The 22,524-nt window shown below is 62.2% G+C and carries 19 protein-coding genes; 8 read left to right on the top strand and 11 right to left on the bottom strand.

What is annotated here, in order from left to right; translation table 11 throughout:
- Window position 1: 1 nt before the first annotated feature.
- Complete coding sequence (locus QCE73_RS34770; RefSeq protein WP_404989853.1) at window positions 2–1,579, bottom strand: DUF3300 domain-containing protein; 1,578 nt, start codon at window positions 1,577–1,579, stop codon at window positions 2–4.
- Between the two features lie 271 nt (window positions 1,580–1,850).
- Between QCE73_RS34770 and QCE73_RS34765 the strand changes: the two genes are divergently transcribed.
- The 3 genes from QCE73_RS34765 (at window position 1,851) to QCE73_RS34755 (ending at window position 4,224) form a co-directional block, all read left to right on the top strand.
- Window positions 1,851–2,546: a CBS domain-containing protein gene (locus QCE73_RS34765; protein WP_309885448.1), complete on the top strand. Its 696-nt coding sequence runs from the start codon at window positions 1,851–1,853 to the stop codon at window positions 2,544–2,546.
- Between the two features lie 236 nt (window positions 2,547–2,782).
- Window positions 2,783–3,778, top strand: coding sequence for a LysR family transcriptional regulator (locus tag QCE73_RS34760; protein ID WP_309885447.1), 996 nt, complete (start codon window positions 2,783–2,785; stop codon window positions 3,776–3,778).
- 62 nt (window positions 3,779–3,840) lie between these two features.
- Complete coding sequence (locus QCE73_RS34755; protein ID WP_309885446.1) at window positions 3,841–4,224, top strand: RT0821/Lpp0805 family surface protein; 384 nt, start codon at window positions 3,841–3,843, stop codon at window positions 4,222–4,224.
- 58 nt (window positions 4,225–4,282) lie between these two features.
- Here QCE73_RS34755 and QCE73_RS34750 read toward each other — a convergent pair whose 3' ends face one another.
- The 3 genes from QCE73_RS34750 to QCE73_RS34740 form a co-directional block, all read right to left on the bottom strand.
- Entirely contained in the window at window positions 4,283–5,341 is a 1,059-nt protein-coding gene (locus tag QCE73_RS34750; RefSeq protein WP_035508051.1) for a 3-keto-5-aminohexanoate cleavage protein, read from the bottom strand.
- Window positions 5,342–5,370: 29 nt separating this feature from the next.
- Window positions 5,371–6,672: an MFS transporter gene (locus QCE73_RS34745; RefSeq protein WP_309885445.1), complete on the bottom strand. Its 1,302-nt coding sequence runs from the start codon at window positions 6,670–6,672 to the stop codon at window positions 5,371–5,373.
- 278 nt (window positions 6,673–6,950) lie between these two features.
- Window positions 6,951–7,760: a GntR family transcriptional regulator gene (locus QCE73_RS34740; protein ID WP_309885444.1), complete on the bottom strand. Its 810-nt coding sequence runs from the start codon at window positions 7,758–7,760 to the stop codon at window positions 6,951–6,953.
- A 181-nt stretch (window positions 7,761–7,941) separates the two neighbouring features.
- On the opposite strand from QCE73_RS34740, the gene QCE73_RS34735 reads away from it, so the two are divergent.
- The gene (locus QCE73_RS34735) at window positions 7,942–8,964 is read left to right on the top strand and encodes an AraC family transcriptional regulator (RefSeq protein ID WP_309885443.1); all 1,023 of its coding nucleotides are present in this window, start codon (window positions 7,942–7,944) and stop codon (window positions 8,962–8,964) included.
- Between the two features lie 41 nt (window positions 8,965–9,005).
- On the opposite strand, the gene QCE73_RS34730 is transcribed toward QCE73_RS34735, so the two are convergent.
- The 3 genes from QCE73_RS34730 to QCE73_RS34720 all read right to left on the bottom strand — a co-directional run bounded on the left by QCE73_RS34730 (window position 9,006) and on the right by QCE73_RS34720 (window position 12,604).
- Entirely contained in the window at window positions 9,006–10,214 is a 1,209-nt protein-coding gene (locus QCE73_RS34730; protein ID WP_309885442.1) for a CaiB/BaiF CoA-transferase family protein, read from the bottom strand.
- 56 nt (window positions 10,215–10,270) lie between these two features.
- Entirely contained in the window at window positions 10,271–11,620 is a 1,350-nt protein-coding gene (locus tag QCE73_RS34725) for an MFS transporter (RefSeq protein WP_309885441.1), read from the bottom strand.
- Between the two features lie 141 nt (window positions 11,621–11,761).
- Entirely contained in the window at window positions 11,762–12,604 is an 843-nt protein-coding gene (locus QCE73_RS34720) for a TauD/TfdA family dioxygenase (RefSeq protein WP_309885440.1), read from the bottom strand.
- A 452-nt stretch (window positions 12,605–13,056) separates the two neighbouring features.
- Here QCE73_RS34720 and QCE73_RS34715 point away from each other — a divergent pair, with 452 nt between their 5' ends.
- The 4 genes from QCE73_RS34715 (at window position 13,057) to QCE73_RS34700 (ending at window position 17,063) form a co-directional block, all read left to right on the top strand.
- Complete coding sequence (locus tag QCE73_RS34715; RefSeq protein WP_404989852.1) at window positions 13,057–14,178, top strand: porin; 1,122 nt, start codon at window positions 13,057–13,059, stop codon at window positions 14,176–14,178.
- Window positions 14,179–14,263: 85 nt separating this feature from the next.
- Window positions 14,264–15,235 carry a quinone oxidoreductase gene (locus tag QCE73_RS34710; RefSeq protein ID WP_309885438.1) on the top strand — a complete coding sequence of 324 codons (972 nt, stop codon included), beginning with the start codon at window positions 14,264–14,266 and terminating at the stop codon, window positions 15,233–15,235.
- Between the two features lie 77 nt (window positions 15,236–15,312).
- Window positions 15,313–15,891, top strand: a complete 579-nt coding sequence (locus tag QCE73_RS34705) for an alpha/beta hydrolase (protein WP_309885437.1) — start codon at window positions 15,313–15,315, stop codon at window positions 15,889–15,891.
- A gap of 113 nt (window positions 15,892–16,004) precedes the next feature.
- Window positions 16,005–17,063 carry a 3-keto-5-aminohexanoate cleavage protein gene (locus QCE73_RS34700; RefSeq protein ID WP_309885436.1) on the top strand — a complete coding sequence of 353 codons (1,059 nt, stop codon included), beginning with the start codon at window positions 16,005–16,007 and terminating at the stop codon, window positions 17,061–17,063.
- Window positions 17,064–17,163: 100 nt separating this feature from the next.
- Here the strand turns inward: QCE73_RS34700 and QCE73_RS34695 are convergent, their stop codons facing one another.
- The 4 genes from QCE73_RS34695 to QCE73_RS34680 form a co-directional block, all read right to left on the bottom strand.
- Entirely contained in the window at window positions 17,164–18,006 is an 843-nt protein-coding gene (locus tag QCE73_RS34695) for a TauD/TfdA family dioxygenase (RefSeq protein ID WP_309885676.1), read from the bottom strand.
- Between the two features lie 114 nt (window positions 18,007–18,120).
- Window positions 18,121–19,848, bottom strand: a complete 1,728-nt coding sequence (locus tag QCE73_RS34690) for a sulfate permease (protein WP_309885435.1) — start codon at window positions 19,846–19,848, stop codon at window positions 18,121–18,123.
- 20 nt (window positions 19,849–19,868) lie between these two features.
- The gene (locus QCE73_RS34685; protein ID WP_309885434.1) at window positions 19,869–21,209 is read right to left on the bottom strand and encodes an SLC13 family permease; all 1,341 of its coding nucleotides are present in this window, start codon (window positions 21,207–21,209) and stop codon (window positions 19,869–19,871) included.
- Between the two features lie 18 nt (window positions 21,210–21,227).
- A complete protein-coding gene (locus QCE73_RS34680; RefSeq protein ID WP_309885433.1) occupies window positions 21,228–22,289 on the bottom strand; it encodes an amino acid ABC transporter substrate-binding protein in 1,062 nt (353 codons plus the stop codon).
- Between the last annotated feature and the right edge of the window lie 235 nt (window positions 22,290–22,524).

Below are 22,524 nucleotides of genomic sequence, written 5' to 3'. Positions count from 1 at the left end.
CTCATCGCCGTCCGCCGCCGCGCCCACCGCCGCCACCGCCACCACCACGCGCGCCGCCGCCACCGCCACCGCCACGATGGAAGTTCGACGACTGGACGCTCGACTGTCCACGGTTGAAATCGCGTTGCGCCGCACCACCGCCGCCGCCGACGCCCTGGAATGCGGTATCGCGTGCGCCGCCAGCATAGGCCGCTCGATTGCCCGGCTGCGCGCTCGCTGCGCCGCCACGGGCGGGTGATTGAGCGCGATCCGGCATTTGAGCCGCCCGATTGGCGGTCTGAGGACGATTGCCCGCTGCAGCCTGACGATTCGGCGGATTCGCTCGATTGCCCGCCGCCGGCTGACGATTGGGCGTATTCGCGCGATTGCCGGCGCCGGCGGTATTCGCGCCGGCGCGGTTGGCGACGTTCGCGTTGTTCGCGCGGCCCGTCCGGTTAGCGGCTCCCTGATTGCGTGCCGCCGAGCGATCCGCCGTGCTCGCGCGCTCGGGCGCAGTGCCGGTGCGTCCGCGATAGTCGCGTCGTGCATCGGCGCCTTGCACGCCGCGTGAGTACTTGACGCGCGTCGCGTTATCGCGATAGGCGACGCCCTGGCGATGCCCCGCGTCATGCTGCCACTTGCCGCCCTGGACCTTGGTGCGATCGAAGTTGCGGTCGATGTTCGTCGCCTTGTTGATGTTGACGTTGACGTCGTTGTTGTTCCAGTTGCAATTGCTGAAGATCGCGCCCGCCGCGGCGATGCCCAGACCCCACGCAAATCCGCTCGCGAGGGCGGCTCCGGGATAATAGGCCGGTGGAGGTGGCCAATACGTCGGCGGGTAGGCCGGGGCGGGCCAGGCGCCATACACGACGGTCGGATTGTAGGAGGGCACATAGATGACCTGCGGGTCGGCAGGTTCGATGCGCACGATATTCGGCGCGGGCGGCGCCTGACCCGGCTGGCCGCTCTGGCTCGCGGCGGGACGCGCTTCGACGCTCACCTTCTGCTGCGGGGTGGACTTCAGATGTCCGGAATCCTGCGCGCGAATCCTCAGGCGCTGCACGGCGGCGAGCACGTCGTTTGGCTGAGCGAGGAACGCATCCCCGAGTCGCTGAGTCCAGTCCAGCTTGTCGTTCATGGGTACGAGCACCTGCGGAAACGCCACCAGCGATTTGACGCTGACGTCCCAAGGCTGATTCTGGACGGCTTTTACCGCGGCGTCGCCCTTCACATCCGGATGGGCTTTTACCCAGCGGCCCGCGTGCACGATTTCCAGCGGATACGTCGAGGCCATCAGCACCTGCGACAACAGCGAATCGGGATAGAGCGCGATGGGCGCGACCAGCGCCTCCAGTTCCTCGGGCGGATATTGCTGAGCCGAAGGCTGGGTCGTCGAGGCGGGCAACGGAGGCAAGGCCGCAGCGGAGGCCGGGGCCACTGTCGAGGCCGGCGCCGCGACGGAGGCAGGTGCCGCTGCCGAAGCTGGAGCGGCCGCCGATGCGGACTGACTCTGAACGGGCTGATCCTGTTGCTTCGAGGGGCAGCCTGTCAGCAAGACGAGGAGGCTCGCGCTAAGGAGCCGTCCACTCCATGTCGTCATGACCACCCCCGTTCGGTCCGTTGTCGGCAATACGGTCGCTCAGTGAAGAATGGTCTGGCTCGTTGTGTCGGGTGAGCGGCCACACTATCAGCATAGGTCGGGTGGTCGTGTCTGTCAGGTTATCGCCGACACATCGTCTCGTTAGTACACGCACGCGTCCGGTTCCTTGAATTCACTCTGGCGTTCGCATACTGTGACCAAAGAAGCCGTCTGCTCTCTTGTAACGGGAGTGACGTGGCAGACCGCGATGACTTCCCTGAAGGAGATGAACGTGCGAGCTTCCGACATCATGACGACTTCGATCATCACGGCCAGCCCGGACATGTCCATACGGCACGCTGCGGGAATGATGGTATTCGCCGGCATCAGCGGGATGCCTGTGGTCGATGCGTCCGGCAGGTTGCTCGGCATGGTCACGGAGGGCGATCTGATGCGTCGCGCGGAGATCGGGACGGGCGTCAAGCAGCGCTCGTGGTGGCTCGAGCTTGCCGCGTCCACGACTGAACTTGCGAGCCAGTATGTGAAGGAACACGCGAGGAAGGTCGAGGATGTGATGAGTACCGACGTCTCGACGGTGACTGAAACATGTCCTGTCGCCGATATCGCCGAGCTGCTCGATCGTCGGCGTATCAAGCGCGTGCCGGTCATGCGCGACGGAAAGGTCGTGGGCGTGGTAAGCCGGGCCAACCTGATTCGCGCGCTCGTGACCATGGCGCCCGAGGTGCCCACGACGGCGGAGAGCGGCGATAACGCGATTCGCGAAGACGTGCTCGCGGCCATGAAGGATCATCCCTGGGCGCTCGCGCGGGAAAACGTCACCGTCGAAAACGGAACCGTGCATCTCTGGGGGCCGGTCGTTCGTTCTGAAGAAGGCAACGCGATTCGCGTGGCAGCCGAGAACGTGCCGGGCGTGAAAGACGTCAGGACGCATTTCGGGCTTCCGCCATCCGATTCGTCGTCGCGTTAGCGAGAGCGAACTTCTTTCGTAGCGTGGATCGCGCGAAACTGTCCACGACAGGTATGCGTACACACGGCAGACGCGGCGGCGCGCGAGCCGCACAAAAAACTAATGACAAACGATGAACAATCAACTATCTACTTTGGGAGACTGAAATAGTTGGCGTGGTCCGATATTGCTTTCGCGGTGCGCAGCAAACTATGTAATACGCAGGCAAGACAATTCGGCGCATTGAGGGCGATCAAATGAACGAGATCCATGCGATGCGTGTCTTCGTGCGCGTAGCGGATACGGAAAGTTTCCACAGTACCGCTCGACAACTGCGGGTCTCCAACGCGTTGATCAGTCGCGCGATCGCCTCGCTCGAGGCGCGTCTGAAAACCCGGTTGATCAATCGCACCACCCGCAAGGTATCACTGACTGAAGCTGGCGCGCGCTACCTCGAAGGATGTCGCACGTTTCTGGAGGAGCTGGATCATCTCGGGTCTACCATCGCGCGTACGGAAGATGGACTCAGCGGCGCGTTGCGCGTCGTCGCTTCGACTGCGGTTTCCCAGTTCACCTTGACTCAACTCGTCGACGGATTCCGCACGCTCTATCCGAGCGTAACGGTACGGCTGACGCTTGCCGAGCGGCATGTCCATTTCGTCGAAAATGGATTCGACGTTGGCATTGTCACGGAGCTGGCGGATGACGCGGCGGTCGTCAAGCGGACGGTCGGCGTCAATGCGTTTGTTCCTGTGGCTACGCCCGCCTTTCTGCGCGAGCATGGCTTGCCTGCCGCGCCGGGAGAGTTGCGCAACCTGGCTTCGGTCGGGTTGGAGGAGGACGTACGCAGTCAGACCTGGAATTTCCGTGACCGTCACGGCGTTGTGGATGAAGTCACGCTCGCACCGGCGTACTCGGTCGATAACTGGTTTCTAGCTCGTCTCGCGACGCTGCACAGCATCGGGTTTTCGATCCTGCCGAGAGGCGTGGTGCAGACGGATCTCGACGACGGCATGCTCGTTCGCCTGTTGCCGGACTATTCGATCGACGTGTCCGACAAGCATATCTTCATTGCCTATCCGGTGCGTCAGCATTTGCCTCGCAAGACATGCGTGTTCATCGAATATGCACTGGACTATCTGAGCCGGGAACTGGCAGTATCGACTCGGCGAACTGAAGACATCGACTCGTTGGCTCTGCAGCAGCCGCGATCGCTTCCTGATGCGGTTAGCGTCGCGGCGAATGCGATCTGACGGACAACGAAATAAATGAACAGTTATGCTCGATCGACTCAATGCTATGAACGGAGGCGGACATGAAGGCGAACCCACATGGTTTCCCAGGTCGCGTTCTTGCCGGACTGTTGTTGTCATGCACATGCGCCCATGCTGCGAACCTGAACTTCCTCAAGGACACGCCGATCAGCTATATGAAGCCCGCCGATCGCAAGGCGCTCAATCGCGCCGCTCAGGAAGCGCTCGACACGAAGAAGGACGGCGAAACGATCAAATGGAACAACGATGGCACGGGTAACACGGTGCATATCGAAGGCACGGTCACGCCGCGCGATACCGTGAAGCGCGACGGCGGGACGTGCCGCAAAGTTACGCTCGTCGCGGTGGCGAAGGGACAGACGCAGAGCTGGACGCCGACCGCGTGCAAGAAAGGCGAGGCAGAGTGGCGCATCGAAAAGCAATGACGCACGCGCGATCTTGAAGTCGCAAGGCGCCTTATCCCGGCTTTCCACTGAGTAAGGCTCAGGCGGGCTTCCTCAGAAAGCCCTGATTGCCGCCGTTCCGGTTGGGTGCGAAACCGTTGGCCTGAAGCGTCTCTTCCGCCGTCTCATAGAAAACGCCGATCTGCATGATCTCTCGTGCCTGCTCGGCCGTCGCGATGGGGCGACCGAATTCGCCGGCGATACGCACCAGTTGTCTGATCTGTTCGACGGAGCTCATCTTGCCCGTGCGAGTCTGATTCCACAGAACGTCTTCGATGCCGCATCGCACATGCAGGCCCAACGCTATCCCTATCATATTCACCGGCAACACGTTCAGAACCGAGCTTTCCACCGTTATGACTGCACCGTCGGGCGCGGCCCGCAGAAAGTTAGCCAGGTTATAGATATTCGCCTGATCCATCCCGCCGCTGATGGCGACCCAGTTCATGACCAGCGGCCCTTTGTAGACACCTCGGCGAATCATCCGCTCGATGGTTTCGAAGCTATTGATGTTGTAGCACTGAAACTCGCTCTGGATTCCGGATGCCGTCAGGCGTCGAATGTGCTCCTCGACCCAGCTAGGATTCGAAGGGACGATCATGTCCTTATAAGCTTCGTACAGATGCGGGAATCCGCGCGAAACGCCCTTGAAGTCATCCAGACCAGCATGCTCCGTCACATTCATTTGCGTGGTATTGACAGTCACCGTCACCTGGTCGGGCTTCGGATCGAGCTCGGCCAGCATGTGCCGCGTGTCGTCGCTCAACCATTTGGCTGCCTGTCCCTCCGACTCGGGAGCGAAGCTGATGGAGCCTCCAACCTGAATGATCATTTCGGGCACACGGGCGCGCACGCCGGCAATCAGCTCATTGAACATGGACAGCCGCTTGCTACCTTTGCCGTCGGGTTCGCGCACATGCAGATGCAGAACGGTGGCGCCGGCTTCGTAGCAATCGACTGCTTTCTGAATCTGCTCCTCCATCGTGACAGGGATATCTTCCGGGAAGTCGGAGGGAATCCAGCCCGGCGCGTAGGGCGCAGCCGTAATGATCAGGGGCTGCTGATTCTCAGGGTAAAGGTGACCGTCGAGAAAGTTCATGGTGATGGATGGATGAATTGAAAGTTTGACTACGAACGCATCGCGCCCGACGCTTCCGCCATGCTGAACCGCCTGCCGACGATGAACACGGCGAACGGAAGAATTGCCAGAAGCGGAAGGCAGTGCAAGGCGACTTTGAGGCCGACTGCGTCGGCAGCCGCGCCGGTCAGGAATGGGCCGGCTGCGAGACCCAGGATGTTATTGAAGAGCGTAAGCGTGGCAAATGCCGATCCATGAATCGCCGGTGACGTTGCGCCGGCGATGATCGGGCTGCATGTGCCAAACGAGCTTGCAAGAAAGAACACGGCGAACGCGAGCAGGACCAGTTGCAACGTGCCCTGTGGCACCTGGAACGCGATCGTCAAGAGCGTGCCGAGCGCGAGGCAGTAGGCGATCGCCATGTTCCATCGCTTGAGGGAAGAGCCTCCGCTGATCCGGTCGGTGATCACGCCGCACATGAGTTGCCCCAGGCCGCTGACGAGCACGAGACCTGCCGCCGTCAATGCCGACTGACTGACGGACATGCCCCAATATCGATTCAGATAGCTGGGCAGCCACACGAAAAGCGTTCCCTGGATGAATACCTGAAGCGCACATCCGAGGTAGGCGCAGAACACCGAGCGGCTGGGGAAGATGCCTGCAATGAGCGCGCGGAAACTCAGCCTCGCGGACCCATATGTGAACGGTGCGACGTCATCCGGATGCGCGCGTTCGAGCCTTTTCTCCGTCACGACGCAACAGTAGACGATGAGAAGCAGGAAGCCGAAGATCGCCATGACACCCATGGACCAGCGCCAGCCGAAGTGTGTCGCGACGACACCGGAAAGAGAGACACCGAGCACCGATCCGAACGCCGCAGCAGAAGTGAAGCCGCCGGCAATGCCGGAGCGCATGTGTTTCGGGAAGATGTTCACGAGAATGGCGATCCCGACGCTGCCATAAGCCGCCTCGCCGACGCCCACGAAGAAGCGCGCGACGAGCATTTCCTCGTAGTTGCTTGCAATCGCGCATCCCAGCGTGGCGACGCTCCACAGCGCGACCATCAGCGCGATGCTTTTCACGCGTCCCCAGCGATCGGCGAAGATGGAGAACGGCAGCGTCAGAATGCCGACCGTGAGCGGCACGACACCGCTGATCGAACCCAGATGGGTGTCGGACATTTGCCACTGGACTTTCAGAATCGGAAAGAGCGCATTCAGCGCCTGCCTTGACATGTAGTCGGAAAGCAGCAGGCAGAACATCAACGCGAAAACGACCCACGCGTAGGAGCGGGAGGAATCGCGGGTAGCAGCGGTTGAGGCCGGCACTTCATTGGTGGTTGACAGACTCACTGGTGTCTCCTCTTGTGACTGACGAACTTCTTCACCACGATGCAAGACTATCACCGCTTATAATTCATGTCGACATTAAACGAGTAGGGGTTAGACCTCATGCGTGTCGAGTGTCGAAAAGGGGGGATTCGACAGTCGACAGAGCCGGAACTGTTTTGGGAAGAAACAAACAGGAGGAGGGGAATTCATGCTCGCTGAGCAGCGAGCATGCAGGTGCGGCAAGACGCGTTTTGCCTAATCCGCGAGTTGAAAACGATGCAGGAAATGCTCTGGCGAGTTTAAGTCAGCGAGGCCTTCTGCGACTTCCCGGCACGTGCGACACGGCGCGTCGCTGATACTGGCGCGATCGCCTGAACCGCGGCATCCCGTGCTTCGTCGAGGCGCTGTGCAGCCAATGCAAGCAGCGTTTCATTGTCGCGGCCGACGATCACCTTATGCAACGCGCGCCATCGTTTGAGCGAAACGCGAATGGACTGCGGATCTGCCACCATGCTCAGCCTCAGATAACGAAGCGTTCGCAGCGAAATGGATTGCAGAATATCGACCAGAAGCCGGTTGCTGCAGAGATCGACCGTCGCGAAATTCAGCAGGAAGCTTTCCACTGCATAAGCGTCCGGAGATTCATCGGCCGCCTTGACGAGCCTCGGCAATCGTTCGGACATGAGCGCTTCCAGCTCGTCGGGGCTTTCGTTGGCGACCTGTTCCAGCATCGTCAGATAGAGCACGCTGCGCACGCGGAAGATATCCCGAAGCTCGCTTTCGTCAGGCGCGGTGACAATGGCGCCTCGTCTCGCCTGAAATTCGACCAGACGATCGCGTTCCAGGATGCGCAGCGCCTCGCGAACCGGCGCGCGGCTCACGTGAAGCACTTCGCTGATGTCCTTTTCGAGCAGACGTTGTCCCGCTTTGAGCAGATCGAGCGTAATGACCCCAGCCAGGCGCGCCGCGATCTGCTCGGCTATCGGTGTAGACGCATAAGCCGAGTCCTGTCCGCGGAGCACGGCGCGCTCGACGGCCAGCATCAGCGGATTTTTCGGCGTCAGAAGTGCGGAGAGGTCGGGAAGATTCTGCGTTTTGAGTCGAGCCATGACGATTCGGGGCGGTTTTTAACATATTGATTCTAGGACGCGACGTGTGTAATGTCGACAAAAATATCGCCGACACTAACCGGGCAGGCGCGACGGCTCGCCGAAGGCCATAGTGGTTATTCCGTGCAGACGGCGCGGCGTCTATCCTGTAGGTTTACCGGCTGAATTCGACGACCCCGCCATGGCTATCTTCGTTCGCAGCGCATCGCTGATCAAGTATTCCAGTATCGCCCGTGCCGCAGGCATCGATCCGGTCTGCAAGGTGCGCAAAGCCGGGCTGGATCCGGACTGTCTGAGCGCCCCCGATTTGCGCATCCCCGAGTCGGGGCTTGCGAGCGTGTTCGAGGAATCGGCGAGATCGTCGGAGCTTCGATCACTCGGCGTGCGCATCGGCGAAGCGTGGCGGCTGTCGGACTTCGGCGCGGTGAGTCTCTATCTCCAGCATCAGCCGACGCTGCGCCATGTGCTCGCGGAGATCGAGCAGTATCGTCACATGCTGAGCGATTCGGTTTCGATCCGCGTGGCGGACTTTGGCGACGTGTCGCTCGTGCATGTGGTGCTGGTCACCGGGCGGCCCGATCCCGGGCGCGATATCGTGGAGTTGACTGTCGGCGCGGTTTTCAATCTGATCCGCGGCATTCTCGGCGCGCAGTGGAAAGCGCGCGGCGTGTATTTTGCGCATGCCGCGCCTGAAAGCATGCGGTTTCATCGGCCATTTCTGGGGCCGAACGTCGAGTTCGATTCAGAGTTCGACGCCATCGCGCTCACGCGTGAGGAGCTGGATCGGCCCAATCCGCTCGGCGATGCCGTGCTCGCGCGCTATGCGAAAGAACTGCTCGATTTGCGGCTGCCATCGCGACCCGCATCGATAACGGACGAAGTGCGGCGCGCGATCCATATCCTGCTGCCGCAGGGGCACGGCGCCATCGAACGCGTTGGACAGCGCCTCGGCTTCGCGCCCCGCACGCTGCAACGGCAACTGGAGCAGGCGGGACAGAGTTTCTCCGCACTCGTCAACGAAGTGCGTGGCGAACTGGCGATGCGATATCTCGGCAATCGCCGCCATACGGTCTCGGACATCGCGATCCTCGTGGGCTTCTCCGAAGTCAGCGCGTTCTCGCGATGGTTCAGTTGCGAGTTCGGCAAGCCGCCTACGCGCTGGAGAACCGACTACTTTGCGGACGACGCGAACGAAACACACTGAAGCGTCGCGATGTTCCGCGCGGCAGTGCGATCGTTTGAAGCTCACACGATTCCATCCGCTTCGAGTTGCCTGATCTGCGCATCGCTCATTTCGAGCAGCGAGTGAAGCACTTCACGCGTGCCTTCGCCGAGCGGCGGCGGCGCGCGCCGAACGGGCGGGCGCGCACCGTCGAACCGATACGGCGGCGACAGCACCTGCATCTCGCCGGTTTCGGGATGCGGCACGTTCGTGACGAGACCGGAACCCGTTGCCCGTTCCGACGACAACGCCTCGTGCAGACCGAGCACTTCGCCGCACGGAATGTTCGCCTGCTTCAGACGTTCGAGCAAGACGGCGCGCGTGCGTCGCGCAAGCTCGCGATCGATCTCCGGCAATAACGTCGAGCGGTTTTCAGCCCGGGCGATGTTCGTGCGAAAGCGGTCATCTTCGGCGAGGTCGGGGCGATCGATCACGTCGCAGCAGAACCGGACGAACTGCGCATTGTTGCCGACAGTAATGACGAGCGCCCCGTCCTGCGCGTCGAAGACGCCATACGGCACGATCGACGGATGCGCATTGCCGTAGCGCAAGGGGTCTTTGCCCGTCATCAGCGCTTCGAGTCCGTAATACGACGTGATCATGAGGCCGCAATCGAACAGCGCCATTTCGATGTGCCGGCCGCGTCCCGTTCTCTGACGTTCGAACAATGCCGCGAGCACCGCCTGTGCCGCATACATGCCGGTGAACAGATCGACGGCGGCGATGCCGAATTTGAGCGGCGGCTGGCTGGCCTCGCCATTCAACGCCATCAGCCCGGCTTCGCCTTGCACGAGCAGGTCGTAGCCGGGACGTTCGGCTTCGGTTCCGGTCGGATCGTAGCCCGAGATCGAACAGTAGATGAGCGACTCGTGTTCCTGCTTCAGTTGCGCGTAGCCGAGTCCGAATTTGTCAGCGCCGCCTGGTTTGAAGTTTTGCACGACGACGTCGCACTGCCGCGCGAGCGCACGCGCAATGCGCTGTCCTTCGCTGGTTTGCAAGTCGATGGTGACCGAACGCTTGTTGCGATTCGCGCTGTTGAAATAGGACGTTCCCGACGAACCGGCGCGCAAGCCCCAGTCGCGCGTATCGTCGCCACGTTGCGGATGCTCCACCTTGATCACCTCCGCGCCGAGATCGCCGAGCACCATGCCGCACCACGGGCCTGCGAGCACGCGGGAAAGATCGAGAACGCGCACGCCGGCGAGCGGCAGCGAAGCAATATGATTCGACATCGGGGTTCCTGATGGTGTGAAGTAGGAAGCGGGACTTGCGTGAGTGCGCTCAACCGTCACTCGGTTTGCGGTTCAGGCACGCGATCTTCGGCGACGGCGGGCGCAACGTCCCGCTCGACCGCCGCGATACGCCCGACATCCCTGTCATAGCTGCGCATGGCGACGACGAAGAACACGGCCGCCAGCAGGCTGAACAGCGGCGTGAGTGCCAGTGCATGCTGCAGACCCCATCGATCGGACAGGATGCCCGCCAGAAGCGGACCGACGGCCAGTCCGAACATGTTCTGGAACAGGGACAGCACGGCGGCGCCCGTCGAGCGCATGCCGGGATGAATGACGTCCATCGCGACGCCCGCCACCACGCCCACCGTGCAGTTCATGAAGAATGCGCCCACGACGATCAATCTGAATTGCACATCGCCCGTGTAATGTCCGCCGAATGCCGTAATGAAGATCGCGGATGTCGTCACGCAAAGCACCGACAGCGCGGGCAGCTTGTTACGCGGCCTGCGTTGCGCCACGCGTCCCACGGCGATGCCCCAGAACGTGCAGCTCAACGCGCCGATCAGGACGACAGCCGCCGCCGCTCTGGACGCCGACTCGGCGTTCATCGCGTGATAACGATTGAGATAGCTCGGCAGCCACGACCAGATGGCGGACACTGTGATCAACTGCGCCGCCGCGCCTGCGCAGACGAACAGCAAGGTGGGCGTGCGCATCAACGTGCCGAAGATATGGCTGAGCGTTTCGCCTAGCCGCTGCGGGGCGCGGCTCGTATCCGATGTCAGCGGCACGGAGTCGTAGTCGCGCACGCGCAGATAGATGAGCGCCAGCACGAGCCCAGGCACGCCCACGACGCCGAACGCGGCCTTCCAGCCCCAATGCGCCGCGATGATGCCACCGAGGAACACGCCCAGCACCGAGCCCAGCGATGGCGCCGCGAAGAATGCGCCGAGCGTCGCGCTTCGCAGTCGCCGCGGAAACAACGTCGAGATGAGGGCCGCGCCTACCGAGCCGTAGCCCGTTTCCCCGAGGCCCACGACAGCGCGTGCGGCGAACAACTGTCCGTAGTTGCCGGTGAACATGCACGATATCGTCGCGAGGCTCCACGCGATCGCCATCACGATGATGCTTTTCACGCGCCCCTTTCGGTCGGCGATGAGCGCGACGGGAATGCCGCCTGCCGCCACGACGATCGAAACGATTGACACGAGCGAACCCAGTTGCTTGTCGCTGAGACCCCATTCGCTCTTGATGTGAGGAAAGAGCGAAACGATCACCTGGCGATCGATGAAGTCGAACAACATGAGCGCGAAGGTCATCGCGAAGGCAAACCACGCCTGCCGCCGGCCTGTGATGTAGCCGTCGTGATGGCTGGCCGAGGGCGCATCGGGAATCACGTTCATGCTTGCTTGTCTCCTGGAATTTCTTTTCGGTCGGCGCGTCATGACCCGGCCCATTCGACTCTGAGGTCTGTTCGACGGAACCGCTTTGCAACTCGCGACAACGACTTATCAGTCGATGTCAGTGTGCGTGACAGTCGGCTCTCAGAACGGCCGTTCTCCCCGTACGGTGGCGCGTTCCATGCGACGCGGCGCCGGCCAGTAATCGCTCACCGCGTAGTGCTGGGTCGCCATGTTGTCCCATATCGCGAGGCTGTTCGGTTCCCAGCGGAAGCGCACCTGATACTCCGGAATGGCCGCCTGACTGATCAGATAGTTGAGCAGCAGGCTCGCGCCCGGCGTCTTGTCCTGTCCGAAGCGCACGTTCTCTGGCGTGTGATAGTTGATGAAGTGAGTCGAGAACGGCCCCACGTACAGGACCTTTTCACCCGTCTCCGGATGCGTCCGGACCACCGGATGATCCACCAGCGGATTCTTTCTGACCAGTTCCTCGCGCTCCTCGGTCGTGAGAATCGCGCCGAACGAATGCTCGATGCCATGCTTGGCACGCAGGCCCGCGATCTTCATCTTGATCTCTTCCGGCAGGCTGTTGTACGCCTCCACCATGTTCACCCAGATGGTATCGCCGCCCACATCCGGACACGAGATGCAGCGCAATACGGCGGCCCTCGGCGGATTGGCGCGCCACGAGGCGTCGCTGTGGTACGTGTTTTCGAAGTGATCGCGCTTCTCGCTCTTGTAGATCTCGATCAGACCGGGATATCCCGGCACCGTATTGGCGACGGGATGATCTTCGAGATCGCCGAAGCAGCGCGCGAAGGCGACATGATCGGCGCGCGATATGTCCTGGTCGCGAAAGAACAGCACGCGATGCTTCAGCAGCAGCGCCTTGATCTCGGCGAACAATGATTCGCTTCGCGCGACATCCGCGACATTCACATTCGTGAGTTCCGCACCGATCGAGCATGTAAGCGGTTTGATTCGCATGGTGGCGCTTTCCTTGAAATCATGAGGTCGGTGAATTCGTTACGGCCTGATTGTCTTGACGACACGATTCGCGCGCTTGACTGATCGCGTCACGGTTTGGCATTCGGGATGCGGGGCGAAGGGCTTCGGCGTTTACCCGCAGTGTCAGCAAATGCCAAGTGCGTGGCTCGATTCGTCAAGTCGACTGTCCGGGACAAAACTAGACTGGCCCGGACGATTGCTTCATTCGGGAGCAGTGCGGATTTCAAGCGACGGCTGCAAATCTGCGCGCTTCGTAATTGATGTCGACATAAATATATTTGGCTGATAGACTGAATCCAGCGTGATGCTGCACGTCCTCGCCTTTCGATCCTCGACGCAGCCGGGGTCATGCGTGGGAATCGTGATTGAACAGTTCGAGCCGACCGAATCGATAAAGATTCGGTATGCAGAATAAACAAAGCGGAGACGAAATGAGGAAAGCACGACTCGCGATTTCTGTAATGGCACCATTGGCGTGCGCGCCCGCATTCGCGCAAAGTTCGGTCACGCTATACGGCATCGTCGATACGGGCGTCGAATATCTGACGCACGCGACGCCTACCGGCGGGTCGGTTGCCCGCATGCCGGTGATCGGCGGCGGCGACGTGCCTTCGCGGTGGGGCCTGAAGGGATCGGAAGATCTGGGCGGCGGACTTAAAGCGATTTTCACGCTGGAAAACGGCTTCTCCCTCTCGAACGGCGCGCTGCAGCAAGCAGGCCGTCTGTTCGGGCGTCAGGCCTATGTCGGCCTGAAGAATGGCTGGGGACAGCTTACCTTCGGGCGTCAGTACAGCATGCAGACATGGGCGATGACCGACGCGAACATCGTCGGTCCCGCCGGCATCGGCAGTCTGGGATCGCTGGATAGCGCGTTGCTCGCGGACCGATTCGATAACGCCGTCGCCTACATGGGCACGTTCTATGGATTCACCGTCGGTGCAACGTATTCGTTCGGCCGGGATGCATCGACGGCGGGCAATTGCGGCGGTCAGGTTGCAGGCGACTTCGTGGCCTGCCGCGGCTTGTCCGCCATGATCAAGTACGACGCGAGCAACTGGGGCGTCGCGACGTCCTTCGAGGAGCAGAGAGGCGGGCAGGGCTCAGCGCCGAATACGGTCGTGCCGGGTGCGCCCGGTGTCGCGTTCACGAACTCCGGCGATACCGACCGCCGCTATCAGGTCAACGGTCATCTCACGGTCGGGCCGGTCCGCCTGGGCATGGGCTGGATTCATCGTCTGCTTCACGGCGATGTGCGCTCGGTCAAGACCGATGTCGAATACCTCGGCGCATCCGTCCTCTATGGCGCGTGGCAGTTCGACGCCCAGCTTTCGCACATAGGCAATGCAGCCGATGACGCCGATGGCACGCTCGGCATGCTCAGGGCGAACTACTTCCTGAGCAAGCGCACATCGGTTTATGGCGTCGCGGGGTATATGAAGAATCACGGAAAGGGCGCGATCTACTCGGTATCGGCGGGCACCGCTGTTCCCGCCGCTCCGTTCGGAGGCTCGAATCAGATGGGCTTCGAAGTCGGCATTCGCCAGATGTTCTGATGCGATCCCGACATGATTACGCGATGTCCCGCAAGCGCGGCGCAACGAGCCGCGATAGTCGATCATTCACCAAGGAAAGTTGAACATGGCAAAAGCAATTCGCTTCGATGAAATCGGTGGCCCCGAAGTCCTCCGCCTCGAAACTGTTGCAGTCGGCGAACCCGGTCCCGGCGAGGCGCGTGTGCGTCATACGTTCGTGGCGGTCAATTTCATCGACATCTATTTCCGCACGGGGCAGTATCCGCTTGCGTTGCCCAATGGCCTCGGCTCCGATGCCGTAGGCGTGGTCGAAGCCATCGGCGAAGGCGTCGATGACATCAAGGTGGGCGATCGCGTCGGCTATCTGCTGGGCCCGCAGGGCGCCTATTCGGACGTCCGCGTGATGCCCGCCGATGTGCTCATTCCCTTGCCCGAGGGCATCAGCGACAAGACCGCTGCGACGCTGATCATGAAGGGCATGACCGCGCAGTACCTGTTTCGTCAGGTGTACCCGCTCAAAGGCCACGAAACCATCCTGTATCACGCTGCGGCGGGCGGGGTCGGCCTGATCGCCTGTCAATGGGCGCGCGCGCTGGGCGTCACGATGATCGGCACGGTCAGCTCCGACGCGAAGGCCGAAGTGGCGAAGGCGAATGGCTGTACGCACACCATCGTCACTTCGCGGGAAAACATCGCCGAACGAGTGCGCGAGCTCACCGATGGCAAGGGCGTCGAAGTGGTTTTCGACTCGGTTGGCAAGGACACGCTCGATGCGTCGCTGGACAGCTTGCAGGCGCGCGGAACGCTGGTGAGCAATGGCACGTCGTCCGGTCCCGTGCAGATCGATACGCGCGTACTGGCGCGCAAGGGATCGCTCTGGGTGACGCGGCCCGCGATGGTGCATTACGCGACGCCGCGTTCGCATATGTTGTCGATGGCTCGCGAGCTTTTCGATCTCGTGCTGGCCGGGAAGATCAAGAGCGAGCCCGGGCAGATGTTCGCGCTCGATGAAGCCGCCGACGCGCATCGCGCGCTCGAATCGCGCAAGACGGTGGGGTCCACGGTGCTCGTGCCGTAACGACGAAGATACGCGCGACCGCGCGTGCATGAGAGACGCTATGCGGCTTTCGACTTCACCCTCCGAACATCGAACACATGTCCAATTCGAACATCACATCCGCGACCGTGCTCATCGTTCCGGGCTTGCGCGAACACGTGGCGGACCATTGGCAGACGCTGCTCGCGCAGAAGCTGCCGCGCGTGCGAAGCGTCGCGCCGCTCGAACATGACAAGCTCAGTTGCGCTGCACGCGTCGATGCGATCGAGCGCGCGCTGGGTTCGATCGAAGGTCCGGTCATCGTCGTCGCGCACAGTGCGGGCGTGATGATGCTCGCGCATTGGGCGAGCCGCCACGCCTCGCGTGCGATTCACGGCGCGCTGCTTGCGGCGCCGGCCGATCTCGAAACGCCCATGCCACCCGGCTATCCGACGATCGACGCATTGAACGAGCATGGATGGTTGCCGATTCCGCGTGACGCCTTGCCATTTCCGAGCATCGTCGCGGCAAGCAGCAACGACCCTTTGACGCGGCTCGCGCGCGCCCGCGAATTTGCGCACGCGTGGGGAAGCCGCTTCGTCGAACTCGGCGATGTCGGTCATCTGAATCCGGCGTCGGGTCATGGCGAATGGCCCTTGGCCGAAGCATTCATCGGTGAACTCGCCATGCCGCGATAGCGTCGCGCGCTGTGCCGAATCGTCCACGTCCGCTCACGACGGCGGACGCAATCAATGCCTTTGCGCGCTGTCTGCCTGCCGCAAGGAAATCTGCCTCTCACCTGGAAATCGACATGAATTTTCTCGACGGTCATCTCTTTCCCGAGAACCAGCAACCGCTGATCATCACGGCTGCGCCCTATGCGCCCGGATGGCTGCCCGGCGACTTCCCCGAAGACATTCCGGTCACGATGGAAGACCAGATTCAGAAAGCGGTGGACTGCTATAACGCGGGCGCCACCGTGCTGCATCTGCACGTGCGCGAGCTGGATGGCAAGGGCAGCAAGCGCCTGTCGATGCTCAATCAATTGATTGCAGGCGTGCGCAAGCGGGTGCCGGACATGATCATCCAGGTCGGCGGTTCCATTTCGTTCGCGCCCGAGGATGAAGGGCAGGCCGCCAAATGGCTGTCGGACGATACGCGTCACATGCTGGCCGAACTCGAACCGAAGCCGGATCAGGTGACAGTGACGGTGAATACTTCGCAGATGAACGTCACCGATCAGGCGGAAGACGCGGACTTCAAGGGCACGTCGCGCGAGCAGCCCGCGCTGTTCAATGCCTACAAGGAAATGACCGTTCCCGCGCAGCCGGGATGGGTCGAGGAACACGTGCGGCGTCTGACGGCCAAGGGCATCCAGAGCGCCTTCCAGTGCTACAACCTCAACAGCTTCGAATCGGTCGAGCGGTTGATGCGGCGTGGCTTCTACAAAGGCCCGCTCGTGATGAACTGGGTCGCGATAGCCGGCGGCATGGACACGCCGAACGTCTACAGCCTCGCCAACTTCATTCGTGCCGTGCCGGACGGTGCGGTGGTCACGGTGGAAAGCAACGTGCGCAACGTGTTGCCCGTGAACATGTGGGGTATTTCAATGGGTCTGCATGTACGTTGCGGTACGGAAGACTGTCTGTGGAATCAGTCGCGCACCGAGAAGATGAGTACGGTCAGGCAGATCGAGCAACTGGTTCGCATGTCGCGCGAATTCGGACGCGAGATCGCGACCGCACAGCAGGCCCGCGAGATCTCGCGCATCGGGGTCTTTTACGATACGGTGGAGGAATCGCTACAGGCCAACGGCTTCGCGCCGAATCGCAACGGCGGCAATCAGGGTTTTCTGCGCAAGACTGCCTGAAGCGGCGAGCGAAGTAGAAAAGACACGGCCAGCGGTATCCGATGAATGAAACGGATACGCTGGCCGTGCTGCTGTTCAGGAAGCAACGCGCCGCGATGCTTCAATAAGGCTTGTCACCGATGATGCCCGCGCGTTCCATCTTGCGCGGCGCCGGCCAGTAGTCCATGACCGCGTAGTGCTGCGTGGAGCGATTGTCCCAGACGGCGATGCTGTTCGGTTTCCATCGGAAACGCACCTGATATTCCGGAATCAGCGCCTGGCTTTGCAGATAGTTGAGCAGGAGGCTTGCGCCCGGCGTCTTGTCGAGACCGTAACGGACGTTGTCCGGTGTATGGAAGTTGACGAAGTGCGTCGTGAAGCTTCCCACGTACAGGACCTTCTCGCCGGTCTCCGGGTGCGTGCGAACGACAGGATGTTCGACGTCCGGATTTTGCGCGGCGAGCTTGCGGCGTTCGTCGGGATCCATCGCCGCACCGAACGAATGCTCGATGCTGCTTTTCGCCCGAAGACCCGCGATGCGATGCTTGATCTCTTCCGGCAATTGCTTATAGGCCTCGACCATATTGACCCAGATCGTGTCCCCGCCCGTTTCGGGGCACTCGATGCAGCGGAGCACTGCGCCCATCGAAGGTTCCGGCCGCCACAACCCGTCGGTGTGAAAGTTGTTTTCGTACGGATTTTTCGCGTCCGATCGATAAATCCGCACGAGGCCCGGATGTTCCGGATCGCTTCCCGCGACCGGATGATCTTCCAGATCGCCGAACTTGCGCGCGAACGCGACATGCTCTTCCCGCGAGATGTTCTGATCGCGGAAAAAGAGCACGCGGTGCTGTAGCAGCAGTGCCTTGATTTCCGCAAACAAGGACGCATCGCGCGATGCGTCGCCCAGGTTGACGCCCGACAGTTCCGCGCCGATACAGGCGGTGAGCTTTTCAATCTTGATCATCAGCATGTCTCCTCATTCCATAGCCGGTCGTCTCCATCATAGTCGCTTGATTTATTCGTGTCGACATAAATAAATGTCGAGTCGAGCCGTCGTTTTATGCGCGACGGAAAGTTAGCCGGCGTCGCGATACGCATCGACTGCGCTGCCGATGGTCGGATGAAAGCACGCGTCGGGAAAGATCGACGTCAGCTCGAAGCGTCTGAGCTTGTCGCGGACGGGGTCTTTCATCTCGGCGAAATGCAGCTCGATGCCGCGTTCTCTCAACGCGCGATGCAGCTCGCGCAGCATGTCGGCGGACGTCACATCGACGCTCGTCACCGGCTCGGCGGTGACGAGGACGCGCTTCACCGGCGTCGGTGCTTCATTCACCGCTTCGATCACACGTTGCTGAAACAGCTCCGCGTTTGCGAAGAAGAGCGGCGCATCCCAGCGAAACAGCAGCAGTCCCGGAATCTGTTCCGCGTTCGGGTAGCGCTTCAGGTCGTGATAGCCGCGCAATCCTTCCACCCGGCCGAGCACCGCGAAATGCGGGCGCCAGCCGTCCCACAGGAATTCGATGACCGCGATCACCACGGCGATGCAGATGCCGGGTATCGCGCCGAACACGGCAACGCCAATGAAGCAGCACACGGAAAGCCAGAACTCCCACTGCTGGATGCGATAGATGCGCTTCAGGTCGCTGAATTCGAAGAGACCGATCGCCGCCGCGATCACGACGGCCGCGAGCGCGCTGCTGGGCAGATGCCGCAGAAGATTCGGCGCGGCGAGCAGCACGGCCGCGACGGCGAGCGCGCCGACGATGCCCGTCACCTGCGTGCGCGCGCCCGCCGCTTCGGCGACCGGCGTGCGCGACGAACTGCTGCTGATCGGAAAGCCCTGAAAGAGCCCGGTTGCGAGATTGGCGACGCCCAGCCCGATCATTTCCTGATTCGGATCGACGCGCATGTTGGCGCGTGCCGCGAAGGTGCGCGACAGCACGCTCGTGTCCGCGAACGCGATCATCGCCACGGCGCAACCGCCGAGCACGATCCGGACGATGTCTGCGCCGCTCGCCCACGGCAGCGACAACGCGGGCAATCCCTGAGGAATCGTCCCGAGCACCTTCACGCCTTGGCGGTCGAGATGAAACACCATGACGCACAGGGTCGCGAGCACGACCGCGATCAGAATGCCCGGCACCTTGTCGAAGCGCTTCAGCAGCAGGATGAGCAAGAGACTGCCTGCGCCCACGGCAAAGCTGGTCCAGTTGGATTGCCCGGCCGCGATGGCTTTGACAAGTTCAAACAGGTCGCGCAGCGGTCCGCGGTCCTCGATGGAAATCGCGAAGAGCTTGGGCAACTGGCTGATCAGCACCGTCAGCGCGATGCCGTTCATGTAGCCGTAGCGGATCGGCTTGGACAGCAACTCCGTGACGAAGCCGAGCTTGAGCATGCCGAAGACGATGCAGACGATGCCCGACACGATCGCCATCATGCCCGCGACGGCGATGGCGCGAGAAGGATCGCCCGACGCGCCGATCACGACGACCGCGAGGACGGGCGCGGCGAGCGCCGAGTCGGGACCGAGCACGAGAATCCGGCTCGGACCGAAGATCGCGTAAGCGAGCAGCGGCACGATCGTCGCGTACAGACCGCATACGCCGGGCACGCCCGACGCCTCCGCATATGCGATGCCGACCGGCACGAGCATCGTCGTCAGCACGAGGCCGGCGATGATGTCGTTCTTCAGCCACCCGGCGCGATAGCTCCTGAACATCGCGACAATCGGCAGATGGCGCATCCAGCGCTGAACCGCGCCGGTGACGACCTGTCGCGACCGGGGCGTGTGATCAGTCTGCATGGATCGGCATCGTCGAACGTTCAATGAAGAAAGCGCGCAAGCACGACGACGTATGCCGCCGTGATCGCGAGCTGACACAGCGTCACCGGAAGGCCATAGCGCAGGAAGCGGCCGAAGCTGATCGGCGCGCCTTCCTGCGTGCAGATTCCCGCAGCCACGACATTCGCCGCCGAACCGACGAGCGTCGCGTTACCTCCGAGCGTCGCGCCGTACATCATCGCGATGAAGACGGGAATGACCGGCGCGGGCCACTGCGTGAACTGGTCCGACAAGGCCGACTCCGGCACGAACTCCGCCGTGACGAGATAGCCCTTGACCATCAGGATGGACGCGGCCGCCACCGGCACGTTCGCGAGCAGCGAGGAAAGCAATCCGATCCCGCAGATCATCGCGAGCGCGACGAGCGTGAGGCGCGTGCCGAACACCTCATATAGCTTGAGCGACATGACCTGCAGCAGGCCCGTCTTCGCCATGCCCTGCACGAGACAGAAGATGCAGGTCAGGAAGAGCAGCGTCTTCCAGTCGACATCGCGCAGCACGCGATCGGTGGGCTCGACCTTGAACGCGTACGCGACGAGCAGCGCGAGTGCGCTGGCGATCACCGCGACCACGGGCGGCACGATGCGCGTGGGCAACTCCTCGCCGAGCACGAACAGCACCATCATGAGCGCGAGCACGAGGACCGCCAGCGCGGCGTAGACCGGCCGCTTCAGTTTGGCTCGAGGAGTGCGGGGCGGCAGGGGCTTGACGCTGCGCCAGATGCCGCGCATCAGAATGGGCAAGAGCGGAATCACCACGCCGATCGCGAGCAGGCCGCCGAGGCTCGCACGCCGCAGATACTCGCCGAAACTCATGCCGATCGAACTGCCGACGAGAAAGGTCGCCGGGTCGCCGACGAGCGTGAGCAGACCGGCGGCATTGCTGAGGAGGGCGGTGAGGATCATCGGCGGCACGATGTCGATATCGAGCGCGCGGGCGACGCGAATGATGATCGGAGCGAGCAGGATCACCGTCGTCGCATTGGGAAGCAGCGCGCACAGCGGGGCGACGATCACGATCAGCAGGAGCAGAAAGCGCTTGCCGCTGCCCGCCGTGGCCCTGAGATAGTAATCGCCGACGAGATCGAAGAGGCCCGTGGTCGCCAGTATGCGCGCGACGACCATGCCGCCGAACAGCAGGCTGAGCGGCCCCGCCGCGGTCCGCGCGGTCGCGAGCAGATCCTGTTCGTCGATGATGCCGAGCGCGATCAGCACGCTCGTGCCGACGAGCGCGGCCACGGCCATGTCGATCAGATCGAAGGCGATCACGAGGATCACCACCGAGAACACGCCGACGACGAGATAGATTTGCCAGTCGCTCATGATGGGCCCGCGCAGGCGTCATTGCATCGGCGGCGCGTACATCAGGCCGCCGCGTGTGTAGAGCTCGTTCAGGCCGCGATCGAGCTTGATCGGACTTCCGGTGCCGAGATTGCGGTTGAACATCTCGCCGTAGTTGCCGGCGCTCTTGAGCGCGCGAAGCGTCCAGCCAGGGCCGATGCCGAGCGTCGCGGTCACGCTCGCGTCCGGAACGAGCGCGCGCGCCACGAGCGGGTCTCTCACGCGCTCGGCCTGATTCTGACGGGTCACGCCGAGTTCTTCAGCGGCGATCAGCGTGAAGAGCACCCAGCGCACGATGACGAGCCATGCGTCGTCGTCGCCGCGCACGGCTGGCGCGTGCGGCTGCTTCGAGATTCGTTCCGACAGGATCGCCAGCGCCGATGCACCGCCGGGCGTGCGGCTGCGCAGCGTCGCGAGCAGGGATAGATCGGCCGTCATGGCGCGGCATCGCCCGGAGGTGAAGGCCTGTTCGAGTTCTGCCGCCGAGCCGAGCACCACCGGCTTCAGATCGAGCGCATTCGCATTCGAGTAGCCGACGAGATTGTCTTCGCTGGTCGTCTCACGTTGAACGCAGACGGTCACGCCCTTGAGGGATGCGAGCGTGCGAATGCCGCTCGCCGTCGAAACCATGAAGGCCTGCGCGTCATAGAACAGTACGCCCGCGAATTGAATTCCGAGCGTGCCTTCACGCAGGAGCGTCCAGGTCGTGTTGCGCGCGAGCAGATCGATGCGGCCCGTTCTGAGCGCCGGAAAGCGGGCGGACGCCCTGAGCGGGACGAAGGCGACCTTGTTCGCATCGCCGAGCGTCGCGGCGGCCACCGCGCGGCAGAAATCCACGTCGATGCCGGACCATTGTCCGGACGCATCCCGCTGGGAAAAGCCCGCGATGCCGTCGCTGACGCCGCATCGCAGGACACCTCGCGCTGCGACCTGCGCGAGCGTGGCCGATCCCGCCGCGAAGGCGGGGACCGGCGCTGCCGGCAGCGCGAGCAGCGCGGCGCCTACGATCGCGATGAGATTCGCCGCAGAATTGCGCATCGTCTTCTCGATATGAAGACTCATGTTCACGTCGTCTTGTCACGTGGTTCGCCGTCCGGCGGGACACGTGCCAGATTAGGTTGTAGACGAAAACTGGTCCAGTTCAAGCGTTCGTTTTGCTGAGGTCGCACGCGTTCGCTGCAACGAAGCAGGACGAGATCGCGATCCAGTGAAGCATGTGCCTACGGGCTCCACGACATCGGCGCACGCCCCGCGCGGAATCTGTCTGCTCGCGACAAACCTTGAACCCTTTACGTAT

It is taken from the genome of Caballeronia sp. LZ029 (genome assembly GCF_031451275.1).
Lineage (GTDB): Bacteria > Pseudomonadota > Gammaproteobacteria > Burkholderiales > Burkholderiaceae > Caballeronia > Caballeronia jiangsuensis.
This window is presented reverse-complemented; position numbering and strand designations above follow the sequence as displayed.

What these genes read in the sequence shown, in the direction of transcription:
- QCE73_RS34770 (WP_404989853.1), bottom strand. Translation starts at nt 1,579, where the DNA reads ATGACGACATGGAGTGGACGGCTCCTTAGCGCGAGCCTCCTCGTCTTG.
- QCE73_RS34760 (WP_309885447.1), top strand. Translation starts at nt 2,783, where the DNA reads ATGAACGAGATCCATGCGATGCGTGTCTTCGTGCGCGTAGCGGATACG.
- QCE73_RS34755 (WP_309885446.1), top strand. Translation starts at nt 3,841, where the DNA reads ATGAAGGCGAACCCACATGGTTTCCCAGGTCGCGTTCTTGCCGGACTG.
- QCE73_RS34750 (WP_035508051.1), bottom strand. Translation starts at nt 5,341, where the DNA reads ATGAACTTTCTCGACGGTCACCTTTACCCTGAGAATCAGCAGCCCCTG.
- QCE73_RS34740 (WP_309885444.1), bottom strand. Translation starts at nt 7,760, where the DNA reads ATGGCTCGACTCAAAACGCAGAATCTTCCCGACCTCTCCGCACTTCTG.
- QCE73_RS34735 (WP_309885443.1), top strand. Translation starts at nt 7,942, where the DNA reads ATGGCTATCTTCGTTCGCAGCGCATCGCTGATCAAGTATTCCAGTATC.
- QCE73_RS34730 (WP_309885442.1), bottom strand. Translation starts at nt 10,214, where the DNA reads ATGTCGAATCATATTGCTTCGCTGCCGCTCGCCGGCGTGCGCGTTCTC.
- QCE73_RS34725 (WP_309885441.1), bottom strand. Translation starts at nt 11,620, where the DNA reads ATGAACGTGATTCCCGATGCGCCCTCGGCCAGCCATCACGACGGCTAC.
- QCE73_RS34720 (WP_309885440.1), bottom strand. Translation starts at nt 12,604, where the DNA reads ATGCGAATCAAACCGCTTACATGCTCGATCGGTGCGGAACTCACGAAT.
- QCE73_RS34715 (WP_404989852.1), top strand. Translation starts at nt 13,057, where the DNA reads ATGAGGAAAGCACGACTCGCGATTTCTGTAATGGCACCATTGGCGTGC.
- QCE73_RS34710 (WP_309885438.1), top strand. Translation starts at nt 14,264, where the DNA reads ATGGCAAAAGCAATTCGCTTCGATGAAATCGGTGGCCCCGAAGTCCTC.
- QCE73_RS34705 (WP_309885437.1), top strand. Translation starts at nt 15,313, where the DNA reads ATGTCCAATTCGAACATCACATCCGCGACCGTGCTCATCGTTCCGGGC.
- QCE73_RS34700 (WP_309885436.1), top strand. Translation starts at nt 16,005, where the DNA reads ATGAATTTTCTCGACGGTCATCTCTTTCCCGAGAACCAGCAACCGCTG.
- QCE73_RS34690 (WP_309885435.1), bottom strand. Translation starts at nt 19,848, where the DNA reads ATGCAGACTGATCACACGCCCCGGTCGCGACAGGTCGTCACCGGCGCG.
- QCE73_RS34685 (WP_309885434.1), bottom strand. Translation starts at nt 21,209, where the DNA reads ATGAGCGACTGGCAAATCTATCTCGTCGTCGGCGTGTTCTCGGTGGTG.
- QCE73_RS34680 (WP_309885433.1), bottom strand. Translation starts at nt 22,289, where the DNA reads ATGAGTCTTCATATCGAGAAGACGATGCGCAATTCTGCGGCGAATCTC.